The sequence below is a fragment of the Streptomyces sp. NPDC033966 genome (assembly GCF_055575955.1).
Genome location: NZ_JBVIRQ010000010.1, coordinates 229,404 through 247,615, shown reverse-complemented (window position 1 = coordinate 247,615; position 18,212 = coordinate 229,404). Strand labels below are relative to the sequence as shown.

The 18,212-nt window shown below is 74.1% G+C and carries 16 protein-coding genes; 6 read left to right on the top strand and 10 right to left on the bottom strand.

Going from position 1 to position 18,212, the window contains the following annotated elements; translation table 11 throughout:
- Positions 1-103 precede the first annotated feature (103 nt).
- Positions 104-1,507 (top strand): DUF2079 domain-containing protein, encoded by a 1,404-nt coding sequence (locus ACZ518_RS27455; RefSeq protein WP_469115668.1) that lies wholly within the window; start codon positions 104-106, stop codon positions 1,505-1,507.
- 144 nt (positions 1,508-1,651) lie between these two features.
- Here the strand turns inward: ACZ518_RS27455 and ACZ518_RS27450 are convergent, their stop codons facing one another.
- Both ACZ518_RS27450 and ACZ518_RS27445 read right to left on the bottom strand, forming a co-directional pair.
- Positions 1,652-4,225 (bottom strand): ABC transporter permease, encoded by a 2,574-nt coding sequence (locus ACZ518_RS27450; RefSeq protein ID WP_469115667.1) that lies wholly within the window; start codon positions 4,223-4,225, stop codon positions 1,652-1,654.
- Positions 4,222-4,998 carry an ABC transporter ATP-binding protein gene (locus tag ACZ518_RS27445; protein WP_385764792.1) on the bottom strand — a complete coding sequence of 259 codons (777 nt, stop codon included), beginning with the start codon at positions 4,996-4,998 and terminating at the stop codon, positions 4,222-4,224. The genes ACZ518_RS27450 and ACZ518_RS27445 overlap by 4 nt, the downstream gene beginning before the upstream one ends.
- A 392-nt stretch (positions 4,999-5,390) precedes the next feature.
- Here ACZ518_RS27445 and ACZ518_RS27440 point away from each other — a divergent pair, with 392 nt between their 5' ends.
- Positions 5,391-7,049, top strand: a complete 1,659-nt coding sequence (locus ACZ518_RS27440; protein ID WP_469115666.1) for an MDR family MFS transporter — start codon at positions 5,391-5,393, stop codon at positions 7,047-7,049.
- Between the two features lie 238 nt (positions 7,050-7,287).
- Positions 7,288-8,133 (top strand): hypothetical protein, encoded by an 846-nt coding sequence (locus ACZ518_RS27435; RefSeq protein WP_469115665.1) that lies wholly within the window; start codon positions 7,288-7,290, stop codon positions 8,131-8,133.
- A 47-nt stretch (positions 8,134-8,180) separates the two neighbouring features.
- On the opposite strand, the gene ACZ518_RS27430 is transcribed toward ACZ518_RS27435, so the two are convergent.
- The 3 genes from ACZ518_RS27430 to ACZ518_RS27420 form a co-directional block, all read right to left on the bottom strand.
- Positions 8,181-8,705 carry a hypothetical protein gene (locus ACZ518_RS27430; protein WP_469115664.1) on the bottom strand — a complete coding sequence of 175 codons (525 nt, stop codon included), beginning with the start codon at positions 8,703-8,705 and terminating at the stop codon, positions 8,181-8,183.
- Positions 8,706-8,911: 206 nt separating this feature from the next.
- Complete coding sequence (locus ACZ518_RS27425) at positions 8,912-9,154, bottom strand: hypothetical protein (protein ID WP_469115663.1); 243 nt, start codon at positions 9,152-9,154, stop codon at positions 8,912-8,914.
- 40 nt (positions 9,155-9,194) lie between these two features.
- Positions 9,195-9,755 (bottom strand): CGNR zinc finger domain-containing protein, encoded by a 561-nt coding sequence (locus tag ACZ518_RS27420; protein WP_469115662.1) that lies wholly within the window; start codon positions 9,753-9,755, stop codon positions 9,195-9,197.
- 82 nt (positions 9,756-9,837) lie between these two features.
- Here ACZ518_RS27420 and ACZ518_RS27415 point away from each other — a divergent pair, with 82 nt between their 5' ends.
- Entirely contained in the window at positions 9,838-10,698 is an 861-nt protein-coding gene (locus tag ACZ518_RS27415; protein WP_469115661.1) for an alpha/beta fold hydrolase, read from the top strand.
- Here ACZ518_RS27415 and ACZ518_RS27410 read toward each other — a convergent pair.
- The 5 genes from ACZ518_RS27410 to ACZ518_RS27390 form a co-directional block, all read right to left on the bottom strand.
- On the bottom strand, positions 10,673-11,197 hold the full coding sequence (locus tag ACZ518_RS27410) for a hypothetical protein (RefSeq protein ID WP_469115660.1): 525 nt from the start codon (positions 11,195-11,197) through the stop codon (positions 10,673-10,675). The two genes, ACZ518_RS27415 and ACZ518_RS27410, sit on opposite strands and share 26 nt — an antisense overlap.
- Before the next feature lie 112 nt (positions 11,198-11,309).
- Positions 11,310-11,918 carry a DUF7691 family protein gene (locus tag ACZ518_RS27405; RefSeq protein ID WP_469115659.1) on the bottom strand — a complete coding sequence of 203 codons (609 nt, stop codon included), beginning with the start codon at positions 11,916-11,918 and terminating at the stop codon, positions 11,310-11,312.
- Between the two features lie 375 nt (positions 11,919-12,293).
- Positions 12,294-13,148: a cellulose-binding protein gene (locus ACZ518_RS27400; RefSeq protein WP_469115658.1), complete on the bottom strand. Its 855-nt coding sequence runs from the start codon at positions 13,146-13,148 to the stop codon at positions 12,294-12,296.
- Positions 13,149-13,294: 146 nt separating this feature from the next.
- The gene (locus tag ACZ518_RS27395; protein ID WP_469115657.1) at positions 13,295-15,889 is read right to left on the bottom strand and encodes an SUKH-4 family immunity protein; all 2,595 of its coding nucleotides are present in this window, start codon (positions 15,887-15,889) and stop codon (positions 13,295-13,297) included.
- Between the two features lie 7 nt (positions 15,890-15,896).
- Positions 15,897-16,892, bottom strand: coding sequence for an SMI1/KNR4 family protein (locus ACZ518_RS27390; protein ID WP_469115656.1), 996 nt, complete (start codon positions 16,890-16,892; stop codon positions 15,897-15,899).
- A 228-nt stretch (positions 16,893-17,120) separates the two neighbouring features.
- Between ACZ518_RS27390 and ACZ518_RS27385 the strand changes: the two genes are divergently transcribed.
- On the top strand, positions 17,121-17,684 hold the full coding sequence (locus ACZ518_RS27385; RefSeq protein WP_469115655.1) for a YwqJ-related putative deaminase: 564 nt from the start codon (positions 17,121-17,123) through the stop codon (positions 17,682-17,684).
- A gap of 5 nt (positions 17,685-17,689) precedes the next feature.
- Positions 17,690-18,199, top strand: a complete 510-nt coding sequence (locus ACZ518_RS27380; RefSeq protein WP_469115654.1) for an SUKH-3 domain-containing protein — start codon at positions 17,690-17,692, stop codon at positions 18,197-18,199.
- Positions 18,200-18,212 lie beyond the last annotated feature (13 nt).

The following is an 18,212-nucleotide window of genomic DNA, read 5'->3' as shown; positions in this document are numbered from 1 at the left end:
TGGCGGGGGACGGACGGTGCGGGAGTGCACGGAGAGTCGCGCGCGGGACCGGGGCCAGGGGGCCGGAGGGAGGCATTCCGGTCGGGGGTGAGAATCTGTCCGGATGCCGATATCCGGAAGCACCCCGAGCGCCGGCGACCGCGCCGGGCGGGCCGCGCGCCGGGCCCCGTACGCGCTCACCGCCGCGCTGTTCCTCGCGTACGCCGTGCTCTCGGTGACCCGCTACCGGCGGATGGAGGAGACCTCCTGGGACCTCGGGATATTCGAGCAGGCGGTCAGGGCCTACGCCTGGCTCCGGCCGCCCCTGGTGGACCTGAAGGGCCCGGGCTTCAACATCCTCGGCGACCACTTCAGCCCGGTCATCGCCCTGATCGCCCCGCTCTACCGTATCTTCCCGACGCCCGTCACCCTCCTCGTCGTGCAGGCGGCCCTGCTCGCGCTGTCCGCGCTGCCCGTCACCCGGGCCTCGGCCAAGCTCCTCGGGCAGGCCCGGGGGCTCGCGCTCGGGGCGGCGTACGGGCTGTCCTGGGGGATCCAGCGGGCCGTGGAGTTCGACTTCCACGAGATCTGCTTCGCCGTACCGCTGCTGGCCTTCGCCCTGGAGGCGCTGCTCGCCCGGCGCTGGCGGGCCGCCCTCGGGTGGGGGCTGCCGCTGCTGCTGGTCAAGGAGGACCTCGGGGTCACCCTGGCCGCCCTGGCCCTCGTCACCGCCTGGCGGGCCCGGCGCGCCGACCCGCGGGCCGCGCGGCTCGCGGCGGCCGTCGCCGTGGCGGGAGCGGCCGCCGCGGCACTGGTGTTCACCGTGGTGATCCCCGCCTTCGCCGCCGACGGCTACGCCTACTGGGAGAAGCTCGGCGGCGGCGAGGGCGGCGGCGGCCCGCTGAGCGGCCTCGGCACGAAGCTGACCACCCTCGGCTGGGTGCTCGTCCCCACCACCGGGCTCCTCGCGCTGCGCTCCCCGCTGCTGCTGGTGGCCGCGCCCACCCTGGGCTGGCGGTTCCTGTCGGGGGACCCGTACTACTGGTCCACCTCCTTCCACTACAGCGCCGTCCTGATGCCGGCCGTCGCCCTGGCCCTGGCCGACGCCCTCGACACCGCCCGGCGCAGCCCCCGGCCGCGGGTGCGGGCGTACGCCCACCAGCTGCCCGGCGCCGTGCTCGCGGCGGCCCTCGCGCTGAGCGCGACCACCCTGCCGCTGGCCCGGCTCGGCGAGCGGTCCGCGTACGAGAAGCCCGCGCGGGTGGCCGCCGTCGAACGGCTGCTGGCGCAGATCCCGGACGGGTCGCGGGTGGAGGCGGTCTACGGGCCGCTGACCCGGCTGACCTCGCGCTGCCAGGTGTACTGGCTCGGCGCCGCCGAGGGGGTGCCGCCGGCCTTCCTGGTCTTCGACAACTCCGCGGGCGGGGTCGGCGACCCCGTCGCCTACGCCGAGGGGCTGCACCCGGGGTCGCGCTGGGCGCCGGGGGGCGAGGCCGGCGGGTACGTCCTGCTCCAGCGGGTGCTGTGAGCCGCTGACGTACGACGACGCCGGCCCCGGACCGTCCCTGCGGACGGTCCGGGGCCGGCGCGTTCCCCCGTACTGCTCCCCCGTGGTTCCCCCGTTGCTTCCCCCGTTCTCTCCCCCGTTGCTTCCCCCGTACGACCGCCCCCGCTATTCGCTGGCGATCGCGTTCAGAACGTTCATCCGCCCCGCCCGGAAGGCCGGGACCAGTGCGGCGAACAGGCCCACCAGGGCCGAGCCGGCGAAGACGCCGATGATGGTCGGCCACGGGATCTCCAGCACCTTCAGCCCCTGGAGGGCGAGGAGCTGCTGGGCGGTGGCGCCCCAGCCCATGCCCAGGCCGAGGCCCAGCAGGGCGCCGAAGAGGGCGATGACCACCGACTCCAGGCGGATCATGCGGCGCAGCTGGCGGCGGGAGAGGCCGATGGCGCGCATCAGGCCGATCTCGCGGGTCCGCTCGACCACCGAGAGGGCCAGGGTGTTCACGACACCCAGCACCGCGACGATGATCGCGAGGGCGAGGAGCCCGTAGACCATGTTGAGCAGCTGCCCGACCTGGTCCTCCAGGTCCTTCTTGTAGTCGGTCTGGTTGAGCACCTTGTACTGCGGGTACTCGGCCATGGCCGCCTTGACCGCCGTGTACGCGCTGTCGGCCTGCCCCTTCTCGGCCTTGGCCAGCAGCATGAACGGGCGGGCCAGCCGGTCGGCCGGGATGTTGGCCTCGGCGGTCGCGGTGCTGATGTACTTCACGCCCTTGTCGAGGTTGCCCTCGTCCGAGGTGATCGCGGCGACCTTCAGCCTGACGGTCTTGCCGCCGTTGAAGGCGACCGTCAGCTCGTCGCCGACCTTGACGCGGTGCTTGTCGGCGTAGAGGGAGCCCACCGCCATGGAGCCGGCCGCGTACGCGTCCTTGTGCTCGCCCGCGGTCATCTTGCGGCGCACGTCCTGGGCGTAGGTCGGGTCGGTGGCGCTGAGGCGGTCCTGGGCGGACGTGCCGTCCGGAGCGGTGATCTTCGCCTCGACCTCGCGGTACGCGGTGACGTGGTCCAGGCCCTTGGTGGCCCGCATGGCCTGCTCGGCCTGCGGCATCATCGGCTGGCCGCCCTGCGAGGCGACGATGTAGTCGGCGCCGACGGTGCGGTCGAGTTCGTCGGTGGCGGAGGCCACCATGGAGGAGCCCACCACCGAAAGGCAGGCGACCAGCGCCAGTCCGATCATCAGCGCGGCGGCCGTGGCGCCGGTGCGGCGCGGGTTGCGCAGCGCGTTGCGCTCGGCGAGCCGGCCGACGGAGCCGAAGGGCCGCAGCACCGGGGCGGCGAGCACCCGGACCACGACACCGGCCAGCAGCGGGCCGATCACGATGAAGCCGATGAGGCTGAACAGCACGCCGACGGCCAGCCACAGCGAGCCCACGGAAGCCTTCTCGGCGGACCCGGCGAGGAACAGGGCCGCACCGCCGATGCCGGTGAGGACGAGGCCCAGCACCGCACGGACCGTACCGGCCCTCTTGTCGCCGGGGGTTCCGGCATCGCGCAGGGCGGCCATCGGGGAGACCTTGCCGGCCCGGCGGGCCGGGACGTAGGCGGCGACCACGGTGACGACGACGCCCAGGACCAGGCCGACGACCGGGGTCGTCCACTTGACCGTCAGATCGGCGGTGGACAGCTCCATGCCCATCTGGCCCATGAGCTTCATCAGTCCGACGGCCAGGCCCACGCCCGCCGCGACTCCGGCGAGCGAGCCGACGACGCCGAGCAGGAAGGCCTCGATGAGGACCGAGCGGTTGATCTGGCCCCGGTCGGAACCGATGGCGCGCATCAGGCCGATCTCGCGGGTGCGCTGGGCGACCAGCATCGAGAAGGTGTTGAAGATCAGGAAGATGCCGACGAGGAAGGCGATGCCGGCGAAGCCGAGCATCACGTACTTCATGACGTCGAGGAAGCCCATGTCCTTCTTGTTGGCGGCCGCGGCTTCCTTGGCGGTCTGCAGCTTGTACGTGTCGGCGCCGACCGCGGCCGCCACGTTCTTCTTCAGCTGCTCGTGCGTCACGCCGTCCTTGGCGGTGACGTTGACGTGGGTGAAGGTGCCGGCGGCGCCGAGCAGCTTCTCCTGGGCGGTGGCGGTGTCGAAGTAGACGATGGCCGCGCCCGGGTTGGTCACGGTGAAGGAGGCGATACCGCTGATCTTCGCCCGGATGTCACCGGTGACGGCGATCGTGCGCAGCTCGTCCCCGAGCTTCAGGTGGTGCTTGTCGGCGGTGTCGGCGTCGACCATCACCTCGGTGGGGCCGCGCGGGGCGTGACCGGAGGTGATCTTCATCGACTTGAGCTCGTTGTCGTTCCAGCTGCCCGCGATGGTCGGGGCTCCGGTGGTCGACCCCATGTTCTCGTTCTTGGCGTTGACGACCGTCACGGCCATCGAGACGACGCCGCCCTCGGCGGACTTGACGCCCTCGGCGCCGCGCACCTTCTCCACGACCGAGCCGGGCAGCCCCTCCGGCCTGCCGCGGCTGGAGATCTCCTCCCCTTCCTCGGCCTCCTTGGGGCTGACGGTGACGTCGGAGCTGGTGACGGCGAACAGCTTGTCGAAGGTGGTGTTCATGGTGTCCGTGAACACCAGGGTTCCGCAGACGAAGGCGACCGAGAGCAGCACGGCGACGGCGGAGAGCGCCATCCTGCCCTTGTGCGCGAGGAAGTTTCTCCGCGCGGTCTTCATGACGGTCACGAGGTCCGCCCGCGCGCGTCGAAGTCCTTCATCCGGTCGAGCACCTGGTCGGCGGTGGGCCCGTACATCTCGTCGACGATGCGGCCGTCGGCGAGGAAGATGACGCGGTCCGCGTAGGAGGCGGCGACCGGGTCGTGGGTGACCATCACGATGGTCTGGCCCAGCTGGTCGACCGACTGGCGCAGGAAGCCGAGGACCTCGGCGCCGGCGCGGGAGTCCAGGTTTCCGGTCGGCTCGTCGCCGAAGATGATCGCCGGGCGGGCGGCGAGGGCGCGGGCGACCGCCACGCGCTGCTGCTGGCCGCCGGACAGCTCGGTCGGGCGGTGCTTGAGGCGGCCCGCGAGGCCGACCGTCTGGACGACCCGGTCCAGCCACTGCGGGTCCGGCTTGCGGCCCGCGATGTCCATGGGGAGGGTGATGTTCTCCAGGGCGTTGAGCGTCGGCAGCAGGTTGAACGCCTGGAATATGAAGCCGATCTTGTCCCGGCGCAGCTGCGTGAGCTTCTTGTCCTTCAGGCCGGTGATCTCGGTGTCCTCCAGGTGGATCTGCCCGCCGGTCACCGTGTCCAGCCCGGCCAGGCAGTGCATCAGCGTGGACTTGCCGGAGCCGGAGGGGCCCATGATCGCGGTGAACTGGCCGCGGTGGATGTCCACGTCCACGTGGTCGAGGGCGACGACGCGGGTCTCGCCGGAGCCGTAGGCCTTGACGACCTGGCGCGCCCGGGCCGCGACGGAGTTCTGTCCCCCGCCGCTCCCGTGCCTGGTCTCGGTCATCGCCGTTGTCACGGTGCTGTCTCCCCTGTTGGTGTGCGTGTGCGTTGCGCCGCCCTGGGCGCGGGTGGCTCTGTCGTACGCGTACGGGCGCGTCCGCTCCGGTACGTGCGTCGCCGTCGAAGTCTGCGGTGCGGGAGGTGCCGGGCGCGCTGGTGCCCATCGCCGTATCCACCGGGGGGTTAACCCCACCCCGCCCCCCGGCGGTCCCGCTCGTATGAACCAGTTAAGGACCTCGCGGGCCTTCGGTCCTCCTCCCCCGGGACGAACGTCCCGTGGGCCCAAATGCTGAGTCTCCCCTAGGGGTTGTCCACCCTCCGGCGGACCAGGGGTAGGGGGCACGGACGGACCGGGCGCCCGTGAGACGGGGATTCCGCCCGGAGCGGCCCGGTGAGATGGTGTTCCCCGCAGACGAGGGGAACGTGGTGGAAGCAGGAGAAAACGGGGCGAAAGGCTCCGCCGAGGGGACGGCTGAACCCGCCCGCCCCACCGGGGGAAAGGCTTCCGCCGGCGGCCCCGGGCCCGGAACGGCCTCGGGGCCGGACGCCGGGGCCGACGGGGGCGGGCGCGGGCGGCCGCCCACCCGGGTGGTGGTGTCGCTGATGCTGAGCATGGCCCTGGTCGCGCTCGACAGCACGATCGTCTCCACCGCCGTCCCGCAGATCGTCGGGGACCTCGGCGGGTTCTCCGTCTTCTCCTGGCTGTTCTCCGGCTACCTCCTCGCCGTCACCGTCACCCTCCCCGTCTACGGCAAGCTCAGCGACACCTTCGGCCGCAAGCCCGTCCTGCTCTTCGGCACCGCCCTCTTCCTCGTCGGCTCCCTGCTGTGCGCGTCCGCCTGGAACATGGCCGCGCTCATCGCCTTCCGGATCGTCCAGGGGCTGGGCGGCGGGGCCCTGCAGAGCACCGTGCAGACCCTGGCCGCCGACCTCTACCCGCTGCGCGACCGCCCCCGCATACAGGCCCGGATGACCACCGTGTGGGCGAGCTCCGCCCTGCTCGGTCCGGCGCTCGGCGGAGTGCTGGCCGGGTACGCGGGCTGGCGCTGGACCTTCCTGATCAACGTGCCGCCGGCCGGACTGGCCCTCTGGCTGACCGCCCGCCACCTCGTGGAACCCGTACGCTCCCCCGGCCGCCGGGGCCCGGTGGACTGGGCGGGGGCGCTCGCCGTCTTCGCCTGCGGCGGGCTGCTGCTGTTCGCGCTGGTGCAGGGCGGGGTGGCCTGGCCCTGGCTGTCTGCGCCCTCGCTGGGACTGCTGGGCGCGAGCGCGGTCCTGGCGGTGGTGGTGGTCCGGGTCGAGCGCCGGGCCGCAGAACCGATCCTGCCCGGCTGGGTGTGGCGCCGCCGCACCATCGCCGCCGTGAACCTGGCGATGGCGGCGCTGGGGCTGCTGATGGTCGCCCCGATGGTGTTCATGCCGACCTACGCCCAGTCCGTGCTCGGGCTCGGGCCGGTCGGGGCCGGGCTCCTGACGGCCCTGATGACGCTGAGCTGGCCGCTGTCGGCCGCCTGCTGCCAGCACGTGTACCGGCGCATCGGCTTCCGCGACACCGCCGCCCTGGGCATGGGGCTGGCGTCCGTGGTCCTGTTCGCCTTCACCCTGCTGCCGTACCCGGCGCGGCCGTGGCAGCCCGCGCTGGTGATGCTGCTGCTGGGCGCCGCCCTCGGGCTGTTCCAGCTGCCGCTGGTGGTCGGGGTGCAGTCCACGGTGGGCTGGGCCGAGCGGGGGACCACGACGGCCTCGGTGCTGTTCTGCCGCACCGTCGGGCAGAGCGTGGGGGCCGCGCTGCTGGGGGCGGTGGCCAACGCGACCGTCGCCGGCCGGCTGGCGGGGACGCCGCTGCCGGGGCTGCCGGAGCGCCTCGACGACGTGTCGCGGGCCCTGGCGGAGCCGGGCGGCCTGGCGCCGGCCGCCTCGGAGCACCTGCGGGGGGCGGTGGCGGCGGCGGTGGAGCACATCTTCCTGGGCGCGACGGCCGCCGGGGTGGCGGCGGTGCTGGTGCTGCTGCTGGTGGCGCCGCGCAGGTTCCCGGTGCTGCCGGAGCACGAGTAGCCGGGGGCGCGGGGGCGTGGGCGGGGCGGCGGCACGGGGGGCGGGGCCGCGGCACGGGGGGCGGGGCGGCGGTACGGGGGGCGGGGCGGCGGTACGGGGGGCGGGGCGGCGGCACGGGGGCGGGGCGGCGGTACGGGGGCGGGGCGGCGGTTCCGTCCGCTCCGGCCCGCGAGCCGGGTTGTCATGTTCGGGCCCAGTGGGTGACCCTCTTGCCCAGGACCGATTCCGGGGGGACGACATGGCATCCGCACTCTTCGCGCTCGCGTTACTGGCCGCCCTGGCCGGACCGGTGGCCCTGCGCCTGCGCCGCAGGCCGGGCTTCGTCACCGGCCGCGACGGCCGACTCTCCACCTCCACCACCCTCGCCCTCGCCTGGACGGTGGTCCTGGTCTGGCTGCTGCTCACGATCCTCGCGTACGGGCTGACGGCCGGCGGCGGCGTCTCCTACTTCCGCGGCACCGGCCCCGACGGCCCGCTGTCGTCCCTGACCTCGGTGTACCTGCCGCTGCTCGGGGGCCCGTACGCGGCCCTGATCGCGGCGAAGGCGGTCGTCGGCTTCCGGGTGGAGAACGGCAGCATGGCCAAGCCGGCCCCCAAGCCCACCTCCGGCGGGCGCCGCCCGCTGCGGGAGCTGATCGCGAACGACAGCGGCCGGACCGATCTGGTGGACCTCCAGTACGTGGTCCTGAGCGCGGTCACGATGCTCTACGTCGTCCTCTTCTTCCTCTCCGACGTGGGCGGCGGGCTCCCCCGGCTGCCGTCCGAGATCTGGGCCCTGACCGGCGCCCCGGCGGGGGCCTACCTGGTGAACAAGATGGCCACCCGCGCCAACCCGGTGATCACCGACGTCACCGTCTCCCCCGACGGGCAGCTCCGGGTGGAGGGCGGCGGCTTCACCGAGCCCCGCCTCACGGTGGACGGCACCCTGCTCGAGGTGACACCGGATCCGGCGACCGGCGCCCTGACCGCCCGGCTGCCGGAGGCGGCGAAGCCGCCGTTCACGGTGGTGGTCGTCTCGCGCGGGCTGCGGAGCGACCCGTACCGCTACGAGGCCGCGCCCGCGGTCCCGGCCCCGCGGGCATGACAGGGGCCCGGCACCCTCGGGTGCCGGGCCCCCTCGTCAGGGAAAGATCAGCCCAGCGTGCGGAACGGGGACTCGAAGTAGTCGGACTCCTCGTCGTCGGAGGCGTCGCTGCTGTCACTCTCGGCCGGGGCCTCGACGGGGGCCTGGGCGGCCTCCTCGCGCTTGTCCTTCTGGCCCTCCTCGGCCTTCTGCCCCTCCTCGGGCTTCTGTCCTTCCTCGGCCTTCTGTCCTTCCTCGGCGGCCTCGAAGACGACGGCGATGGCCTGGAGGTCGCCCGCCTTCTCGCCCGGGCCGGCGGCCGCGACCGGCTCGCCCGTGCAGTCCTTGTTGTCGAAGAGCAGGGCCACCTTGTCGGTCTCGTTGGCGACCTCCTCCAGCGAGGAGGCGTCGGTCACGGCCAGCGGGTGGCACTTGCCTTCGGCCAGGTCGCTCACCTGCCCGGTCTTGCTTTCGCCGTTCTGGACGAAGCTGTAGCTGAGGGCCTGGCCGTCGTCCGCGAGCGCGGTGGCGGCGGTCGGCAGGACGAGGGTGAGGGCTCCGGCGAGGGCTACGGCGGTGGTGCGAAGACGCATGAGGGGGTTCCGTTCTTCTCTTCCACGGGCGGATGCCGGTCCGGTGGCATCCGGGAGGGAGCGTAGGAGCGCGACGCGTTGGCGAAACCTTTCCTCACCGGGAGCGCGCCCCGAGGTTCACCCACCCTGCCCCCCACGGGCTCATCCCGCCCCCTCCTCCTGGGCGATCCGGCCGACCCGCCGGCCCTCGGGGGTCCCGGTCGGCTTCAGGGCCCCGATCCAGCCCGTTCCGCCCTCGGGGTACTCCCCTTCGGCCGGGTCCGCCGGCACCTCCGGCAGCCCTCGCGCCCGTCGGGCGCGAGCCACGGGGCCACCCCGCGCACCTCGCCCCCCCGGTCGACGAGGTCGAGCAGGATCGGGGCCGGCCCGGCCGCCGGCAGCTCCTCGTCCTCCTCGGCCAGGCCGCCCCGGACGCCGGGCAGGATGCCGACCCCGAAGGCGTTGATCATGAAGGCCCGCCGGCTCTCGGTCAGCGACTCCCCTCGCGGCTCACGCGCCCTCCCCCTTGTGCCGGGCGTAGTAGCGGGCCACCCGGGCCCGGTTGCCGCAGGCCGAAGCCACGCACCAGCGGCGGCGCGGGTGCGCCGGCAGGAAGAGCAGCACGCAGTCCTGCGCCTCGCACTCGCGCACCGCCGTCACCCGGGGGTCCGTCAGCAGCAGCACCACGGCCTCCGCGAGCTCCGCGGCGAGCCGCTGCGCCGGGGCGGCCTCCCGGTACGGGGCCGCCGTCATGCCGGTCAGCGCGGTCCAGGCCAGCTCGGTGCGGGCCGGGGCGGCGGCGAGGATCCCGTTGAGCGCGGCCAGCTCGCCGGCCGGGGGCCGCTCACCCCGCCGGACGGCGGCGAGCAGCGGCCCGGCCGCCTCCCGCACGGCGTGCACGGCGGCCACCTCGGCCTCCCCGACCTCCGCGACGTGGCTCAGCCGGCCGGGCTCCTCGGCGAGCCAGGCGGCGAGTCCCGCCCGGTCGGCGATGAGGTCGCCGGCACCGGCGGGCCGGGTGTTCAGCAGGTCGAGGGCGAGGGGCTCGCCCAGCAGCGGAAAGACGTTCACGCCGCTAATGCTAGCAATCCCTCTTGACCCATTAGCCACACATCCCGCAGACTAATGCCACCGAAGCCCAAGGAGGCATGTGATGATCGCTCACCGCACCGTCGACGTGGACGGCGTGACCGTCGCCTACCGCGAGAGCGGCCCGGCCGACGGCCCGGTCCTGCTGCTCCTGCACGGCTTCCCCACCGCCTCGCACCAGTTCACCCGCCTGATGGACGCGCTCGCCGGCACCCCCTACCGGCTGATCGCCCCCGACTACCCCGGCTTCGGCCGCACCACCGCCCCGCACGGGTTCACGTACACCTTCGACCGGCTCGCCGACATCGTGGAGGGGTTCACCGACGCCCTCGGCCTCGACCGCTTCGCGCTGTACGTCTTCGACTTCGGCGCCCCCGTCGGGCTGCGGCTCGCCACCCGCCGGCCGGACCGCGTCACGCACCTGATCGTCCAGAACGGGAACGCCTACGACGAGGGCCTCTCCGACGCCGCCCGGGAGTTCGCCGGGCTACGGCGCGAGGTACCCGGCAACGAGGAGCGCGTCCGCGCCCTTTTCACCGAGGAGGGCACCCGCTTCCAGTACGAGACCGGCGTCGCGGACCCCGCCCTGCTCTCCCCCGACAACTGGACGCTCGACGTCCACTACCTCGGTCTGCCCGGCCGCGCCGACGCCCAGGCCGACCTCGCCTTCGACTACGCCTCGAACTTCACCCACTACCCCGCCTGGCAGGCCTGGCTCCGCACGGCCGCCGTCCCGGTGCTCGTCGCCTGGGGCGCCGGCGACCCCTTCTTCACCCCGGCCGGCGCCAAGGCGTACCTCCGCGACGCGCCCCACGCCGAGGTCCACGTCTTCGAGGGCGCGGGCCACTTCGCCCTGGAGACCCACCTCCCCGAAATCGCCCCGCTGATCCGCGACTTCCTCACCCCCACCGCCGCCGGCCGGTGACGCTCCCCGGGCGACGCACCGCGTGCACCCCCGCCCCCGCCTGATACGACGCGGCGACGACAGCGACGCTGTTGTCCAAGGCCAGCGCGGTGAAGCCGGGGCGGCCGGCGCCCACCCCAAGAACCGTTTCCGCACCGGCCCCCATGAGGTCCCACCGCTCCGACAACCGCACCCGGTGCCAGCGCCGCTCCCCACCGGGCAGCATCAGAAGGAACTCACGGTCCTCACCGAACAGCCCCTCGGCCACGGCGAGGCGGTACCAGCACTCGTTGAGCCCCTCCACGAGCCGCGGATCCGCGTACCGGACGTAGACGCCGCCGAACACCTCCCCCGGCCCGTACCCGTCGACGGACGCGACCACCGGCTCCGGCACCCCACCGGACACCACCTCGACGCCGACCCCCCTCAACACCTCGCGCACCCCAGGGGGTGTCTCGTGGGTCATGCCGGGGTCGCGGCGGCCGGCGCCGCGCCTCGCCGCGTTCTCGTCGGTCGCCAACGTCCCCCAGCTACCGCTGGGAGGTGCCCCGACCGCGTTGACTCCCTCCTCGGCCTTGGGTGCACGGCACCAGCCGCCGTTCCCTGATCCGTCCTGACCCACGGCACACCCCCTAGGACCTGAACCCCACGATCCCGAACCCGGGCCGCGCCTCGACCTGCCGCAGCCACCCCAGCACGTCCTGGACGGCCTCCGCCACCTCGCTGTCCAGCAGCGGAACGCTCCCCTGCCGCTTGGTCTCCTCGAACTGCTCCAGCGCCTTCACGCACTGCTCGTACGTCCACTCGCCGCAACCCGGCGTGTACGTGGACGGCAGCCCGCCGGGCAGATCCGAGAAGTCGAAGTCCTCGACGGAAACGGCGTCGACCTTCAGGGCGCGCAGCCCGGCGTCGACCATCGACAGCCAGTCGCCGCGGTACGGGGAGAAGGAGGAGTTGTCGAGGAACGACCCGGTCAGGTCGCAGAGCCGCTTGTAGGCGTAGGCGTACTGGAAGGCGTGCTCCCGGTCCTCACTGAACGGACCGCCGTACACCACCGCGCGCAGCGCCTCGTACGCGCTGGGCGCGCCGTTCTCGATCTCGGAGTCGAACCAGTCGTCGTCGTGCGCGAGGTCGGCGGCGAACCTCTCCCGGACGATGTCCAGGAGCGCATCGTCGCGGGAGCCGACGAGGGCGTGGACGGCGTTCAGATCGAGCAGGTACACACTCAGCGAAGAACTCATACCGCGAGGCTAACGCCGCCCACTGACAACCCACTTGGCACCGCCATGAGGTGTGGGAAGGGCAGCGGCCCTTCGGGGGCCGGGTCCGGCTGCGATACGTGAGGGGTCGGGGGCGGGGTGGGGTGCCGGCCGGGACCAGAACGAGATGATTTCGGCGCGCGGTACCGCTCACCAACCGGACCCGGAACAGGCGCCGAACATCGAAGCCCGTCCCGGACGACACCCCACCCCGCCCCCGGCCCCGGCCCCGGCCCCCGCAGCACGCACCCCGCGACCCCGCCCAGCAGGGCAACGCCCCGAACCGACAACCGCCCGGCCCGGCCCGGGCAACGGCAACGGCAACGGCAACGGCAACGGCAACGGCAACGGCAACCCCTACCCCTCCGCCGGCGCCGCCCGCCCCGTCAGCGCCGCCAGGCTGGAGCGGACGTGGCTCATGTGGGCCCGCATCTCCTCCTGCGCCTCCTCGTGCTCCCGCAGGATCCGGTCCGTCTCGCGCGCCGTCCGCTCCTCCAGCACCCGCGCCTGCGCGACCAGCTCCTCCGCCCGCGCCTCCGCGTCCTCCTGGCCGTGCCGCGCCGACTCCTCCGCCTCCGCGTAACCCCGCCGCGCCTCCGCCAGCCGCGCCTCCGCGTACCGCTCCAGCTCCGCGTACCGCGCGTCCTGCTCGTCCGCCCGCGCCGCCAGCTCCCGCCCCGACGCGTCCCACCGCTCGACCTGCTCCTGCTCGCGCTCCGCGAGCAGCGCCCGCGCCCGGCGCCCCGTCTCCGCCAGCGCGGCCTGCGCCTCGGACCGCCAGCCCGCCGCGTCCTCCCGCGCCTCCGCCCGGAGCCCGTCCGCCTCCCGCTGGGCCCGCAGCAGCCCCTGCCGCGCCCGCACCTCGGTCTGCTCCCGCACCGCCTCCGCGTCGTGCCGCGCCAGCTCGGCCACCCGGCCGGCATGCGCCTCGGCCGCGCCCGCCGCCTCCGCCGCGTCCGCCCGCGCCTCCTCCCGCAGGACCTCCGCCTCCTCCTGCGCCAGCTGCAGGATCCGCCGCGCCCGCTCGCTCAGCTCGTCGTACGTCTGCGGAGCCAGCGCGGCCACGACCGCCCGCAACCGTTCGGCCTCCGCCTCCATCTGACGGGCCAGCACGGTCAGCCGCGCCACCCGTTCCCAGGCCTCGTCCCGGCTGCCGGACAGCCGCGCGAGATACCGGTCGACTTCGTCCGTCCGGTAGCCACGACCGCGCACAGTCGCAAAGGGTGCAGTCATCCTGGGAGCGCCTCTCTCGCGGGGATTGCTGTCAAGGATGCGTCATTTGCTCGCAGAAGCCGGAATGGCCGGGCCGGGTCCCCCACACGAGGAGACCCGGCCCGGCCACGCACACGGTCATACCGTCAGAGCAGTCCGTCCCACATCTGCTCCAGCAGCACCGACCACCAGCTCTCCGGCGAGGCCAGCGCCGCGCTGTCGAGACCGGCCAGATTCGCCTGGAAATCGACGGTCCAACGCCCCGCCTGCTCCGGCGTCAGATGCTGGCGCAGCCGCCACATGTGACCCAGCATCGCCAGCGAACGCGCGAACTGCGGCAGGCTCGAATTCACGAACTGCGGCGGCACGGGCGCCCCGCCGGGACCGGCCTCCACCGGCACCGCCACTATGTGCGCGGTCCCGTACTGGACGCACAGCGCCTTGCCGAAGTCGCTGCCGACGACCAGGTACGAGCCCGCGTCGGACGCCGGCTGCACCCCGCGCTGCGCGGCCAGCTCGGCCAGCGTCGGCACCGGCTGACCGGGCACCGCCTGCGCCCAGAAGAACGGCCCGAAGTCGACGGGCAGACCCGCCCACATCAGGGTCTGCGCCACGATCTCCGGCACGCCCTGACGCGACACCGCCCGCTGGTCGTAACGGAACACGCCCTGCGGCCCGAAGGCGCCCGCCAGCTCCTGCGCGATCGCGTCCATCGGGATCGCCGGCTGCAGCGGGACCTGCGGCAGCGGCGCCCGGACCGGCGCGGGGCGCGCGGGGCCGTCCGCCACCTGGTGCAGCTCACCCTGATGGGTGAGCAGATGGCGCATCCCCTGCTGACGGCCCGCGTGGTCGGTCCCGTACGGGGCCACGCTGGTGATCCGCACCTGCGGCCAGGTCTCCCGGATCATCCGGGCGCAGTAACCGCCGGGCAGCTCACAGGAGGCCAGCTCCGTGTGCAGCTCCAGCACCTGCTGCGGAGGCACGTTCATCGCGCGGAGCTCGTACAGGATCTGCCACTCGGGGTGCGGCGTACCGGGCGCCGAGCGACGGATCAGCTGCTGCTCGGAGCCGTCGGGCGCACGGTAGCGGAGCACGGCCTGGTAGCCGGGGCCGACCGTGGGCGCGCCGGACGGGGCCTGCGGCTGCCCCACGGGGCCGGGCGGCGGGCCGGGGGGCGTGCCGGGCGGACCGGGCGGCTGCACCGCACCGGGACCGGCCAGCATGGTCGCGGCATGGTGCGCGCCGGCGCCGGGAGCACCGGGAGCACCAGGCGCACCAGACGCACCAGGCGCACCAGGAGCACCGGGAGCGCCGGGAGGCCCGGGCGGCTGCACGACGGCGGGACCGGCGAGCATCGTCGCGGCATGGTCCAGCCCCCCGCCCAGCGAACCGGACGCACCGGGAGCACCGGGAGCCCCCGGCGGGCCAGGAGGCGTCGGCGCACCGGGCGGACCGGGCGGACCGGGCGGCTGCACCACACCCGGCGCCGCCAGCATGGTCGCGGCATGGTGCGCACCGGCACCCGGAGCACCGGGCGCACCGGGCGCACCAGGAGGCGCCGGCGGAGCCGGAGGCCCGGGCGGCCCGGGCGGACCGGGAGGCGCAGGCGGGCCGGGCGGCTGCATTACGGCCGGACCGGCGAGCATCGTCGCGGCATAATCCAGCCCCCCGCCCAGCGAACCGGACGCACCAGGAGCCGCGGGAGCACCCGGAGCCCCAGGGGCCCCGGGCGGACCGGGAGGCGCCGGCGGCGTCCCCGGAGGCACCGGCGTCACGCCCGGCGCGGCCAGCATCGTGGCGGCGTACTGCGCCCCACCACCGGGCGCACCGGGCGCACCAGGCGCACCAGGCGCACCAGCCGACGGGACCGGCGGTGCCTGCGGAGGCTGCGGTGCCTGCGGAGGCTGCGGAGGCTGCGGAGGCTGCGCGACCCCGCCCGGCGGGGAGACGCGGGCCCGGCTCGTCGGCGCGTCGGCGATGGCCGCGGCATCCGCCGGAACCGCCAGCGCCGGAGCCACGGTCGTCTTCGGCAGCTGGCTGCCACCCGCCATCAGCGTGGTCTTGGCCTCCGGGGCCACCCCCGAGGCGGAGGGCGCGTCGTCCAGGTCGGAGCCCGACAGCGGCGGCGCGAACACGGTGGCGGGCAGCGGCACGGAACCGTCGTCGGCACCGGAGTTCACGTCCGTCCCGGCCCACGGCGTGGACCCGGCCGGCACCCCGTCGTTCGCGGTCGGCTCGTAGGGCACCTCACCCCCACGACCGAGCGGAACCGGACCCCCCGAACCAGGAGCCGAACCCGCACCGGCACCCGCACCGGCACCCGCACCCGCACCGGAAGAACCCGGAGCGGCACCCGCCGGCGGGATCCCCGCCCGGTCCGCCGCCTCCTGCAGCCACTGCGGCGGCGTCAGCATGAACGACGTCTGCTCCGAGTCGATCCGCGGCGGCGGAACCGAAGCCTCCGAAGCCGCCGACGCGGCAGCGGCCCCGTACTCCTCCTCGTACCGCCGGATCACCTCACCCACCGGCAGCCCCGGCCACAGCGTCACCTCACCGCTGTCCCGCGCGATGACCAGCCGCTGCCGCCCACCGCCGGACACCGGACCGGCCGTCCGGTCCTCGGCCCACACCACGAACCCGAGCCCGAACTCCCGTACGCGCACCTCACGATGCTGGTACGCGGGCACGTCTCCGTTGATCCACTCTTCGGCGCGCTCCTGCGCCTGCGCAAACGTCACCACGACGCCGTCACCCCTCACCCATACCGGCGCCGGACACTGCAACCGAACGCGCGAATCCGCCGTCCACCATCAGACCGGCCACCGTCTCCAGCTCCGGCGGATTACCCGCCAACCGCTCCAGGAAGGCATCGAAATCGGCACCGCACGGCAGCAACAGACGCTCCACCCGCTCCTGCACCGACCAGCCGTCCCGGTCGCGCGCGTCGTCGTACGGGGAGAACCAGACGGAGCCCACGCCCTCGCCCTTCACCTTCACCGCGAGCAGCCCGCCCTGCACGAAGGCCACGCACAGGTAGTCCTTCGTCAGGTGGTCCCGCAGACACTTGTTCACGTACACCAGGTCGTTGACCGCCGCCTCCTCACGCACCGTGAAGAACGGCTGGTCCACCAGCAGCCCCAGCTCCACCAGCAGCCCCGCGCCCACCGGCGCGCAGCCGCCCGCCGCCTTCAGGAAGGACCGGTACGCCTCCGGCAGCCGGTAACCGAGGTCCTCCTCGACGCCCTGCACCTGGAGCTCCGACACCGACACCAGGGCCTTCGGCAGCCCCAGGTGCGCCGGACGCGCCTCCTGCAGCGGCCGCGCCCCGCGCTTGTCGTGGTCCACCGGGGCCGTCGCCAGACCCGCGTGGTGCCGCAGCAGCGCCTTGACCTCGACCGGGACCAGCTCCATCCGCCGCGAGCCCGCGACGTGGTGCCAGGTCCAGCCGTGCGGGGTCGCCACCGGACCCACCGTGTCCCACAGCGGGTGCGCGGCGGCGCGCATCGCCGCGTTGGCGGACACGAAGTCCGTCAGGCGCAGCTCGTCCACGCCGAAGCCCTCCGGCGGCTCGGCGATCTCCACGGCCGCGCGCGCGTAGCGCGAGAAATCGGGATGACCGTTGCCGTCCATCCGCACCCCGTGGGGATGCCGAGCAGCCCGGACCGGGTCCGGGAATTGCACGACCTGCCCCGAGTAAGCGGCGTTGGGTGGCGCGGCCTGCTGCCCGAGCCGACCTGTCGTCATGGCGGTAGCCCCCTGCTGGATCTGGCTGGTTCACCACAGCCTATGTGCTCCGGCAAGACCCTCACCCGCCCCCGAGCCCCGCGTGCGCCGACGGGGCGGGAACATCCGAATTGATACGAATATTCGACCCCGCTTCCGCGCGACAGGTGACATTTGACAGGCTGTCCCGCAGCACGGGGGCGTGCGCGACAGCGACCACCACCGCCGCCACGGGAGGGAAGAGCAACCATGCAGACCGCGACCACACGGACCGCGACCACACAGAACGCGGCACTCGGCACCGGCCGCCCGCAACCGGCCGACGCCGGCCCCGTCGGCGACCCCCGCCTGCGCTGGAGCAGCACCGGCACGGCCCAGACCACGCCCGTGCTCCGCTTCCGCCGGGACGGCATCCTGCCCACCGTCGCCGCCGCCCTCTCCGTCCGCGGCGAAACCCTCACCGGCACCGCCGGCAAGGGCGACCAGCCGCCCGCCCTGCACCCCCTCGTCCAGGACTTCCTCGACACCCTCACCAGCGGCCAGCGCGAACGCTTCACCGGCCGGTGCCCCGAAGCGATCCTGCTCTCCCGCCACCTCGCCGCCGTCGAGGGCGCCCGCAGCAAGCGCGCCTCCCGCAAACCCCTCTCGGCGAGCGAAGCCCGCCGCTCCCTCAAGCACGCCCGCATAACCGCCCGCCACATCCGCGAGGACGGCGACCCCCTCCACGGCATCTACGCGCCGCCCTGCCGCTCCTGCGACGCGCTCCTCAACCACTTCGGCGTACGCCCCGTCGACCTCACCCACCCCGAGTAGCCACCATGACCGCGTCCTCCGCCTCCTACGACCGCTCCTCGGCCACCCGGTTCCCCGGCCCCGTGGACTCCGCCCTGCGCACCGCCGGATGGGAACCCGGCCGCTGGGACATCAAGCAGGCCGAATACTGGGCCGACGCCCTGCGCGACCACACCACCCCCGCCGGCCACCGGCACACCGTCTTCCCCGCCGCCGTCGAGGCCTGGGCCGAATTCGGCGGCCTCACCCTCATCGCCCCGGGCCCCGGCCGCCAGATAGCCCCGACGCCCGTACGCGTCGACCCGCTGACCGGCCTCCACCTCGCCCGCACCTTCGCCGACCTCGGCCGCGCCCTGTCCACCCAGCTCTGCCCGCTCGGCGCCGGCACCGACGGCGGCTCCCACCTCGCCATCGACCGCGAGGGCCGCGTCTACCTCGTCGACCACACCGGCGACTGGTACCTCGGCGCCGGACTCGACGAGGCCCTCACCCTCCTCCTCACCGGCCTCCAGCCCGCCCGCCTCACCACCGGCTGACGGACCCGCCGCC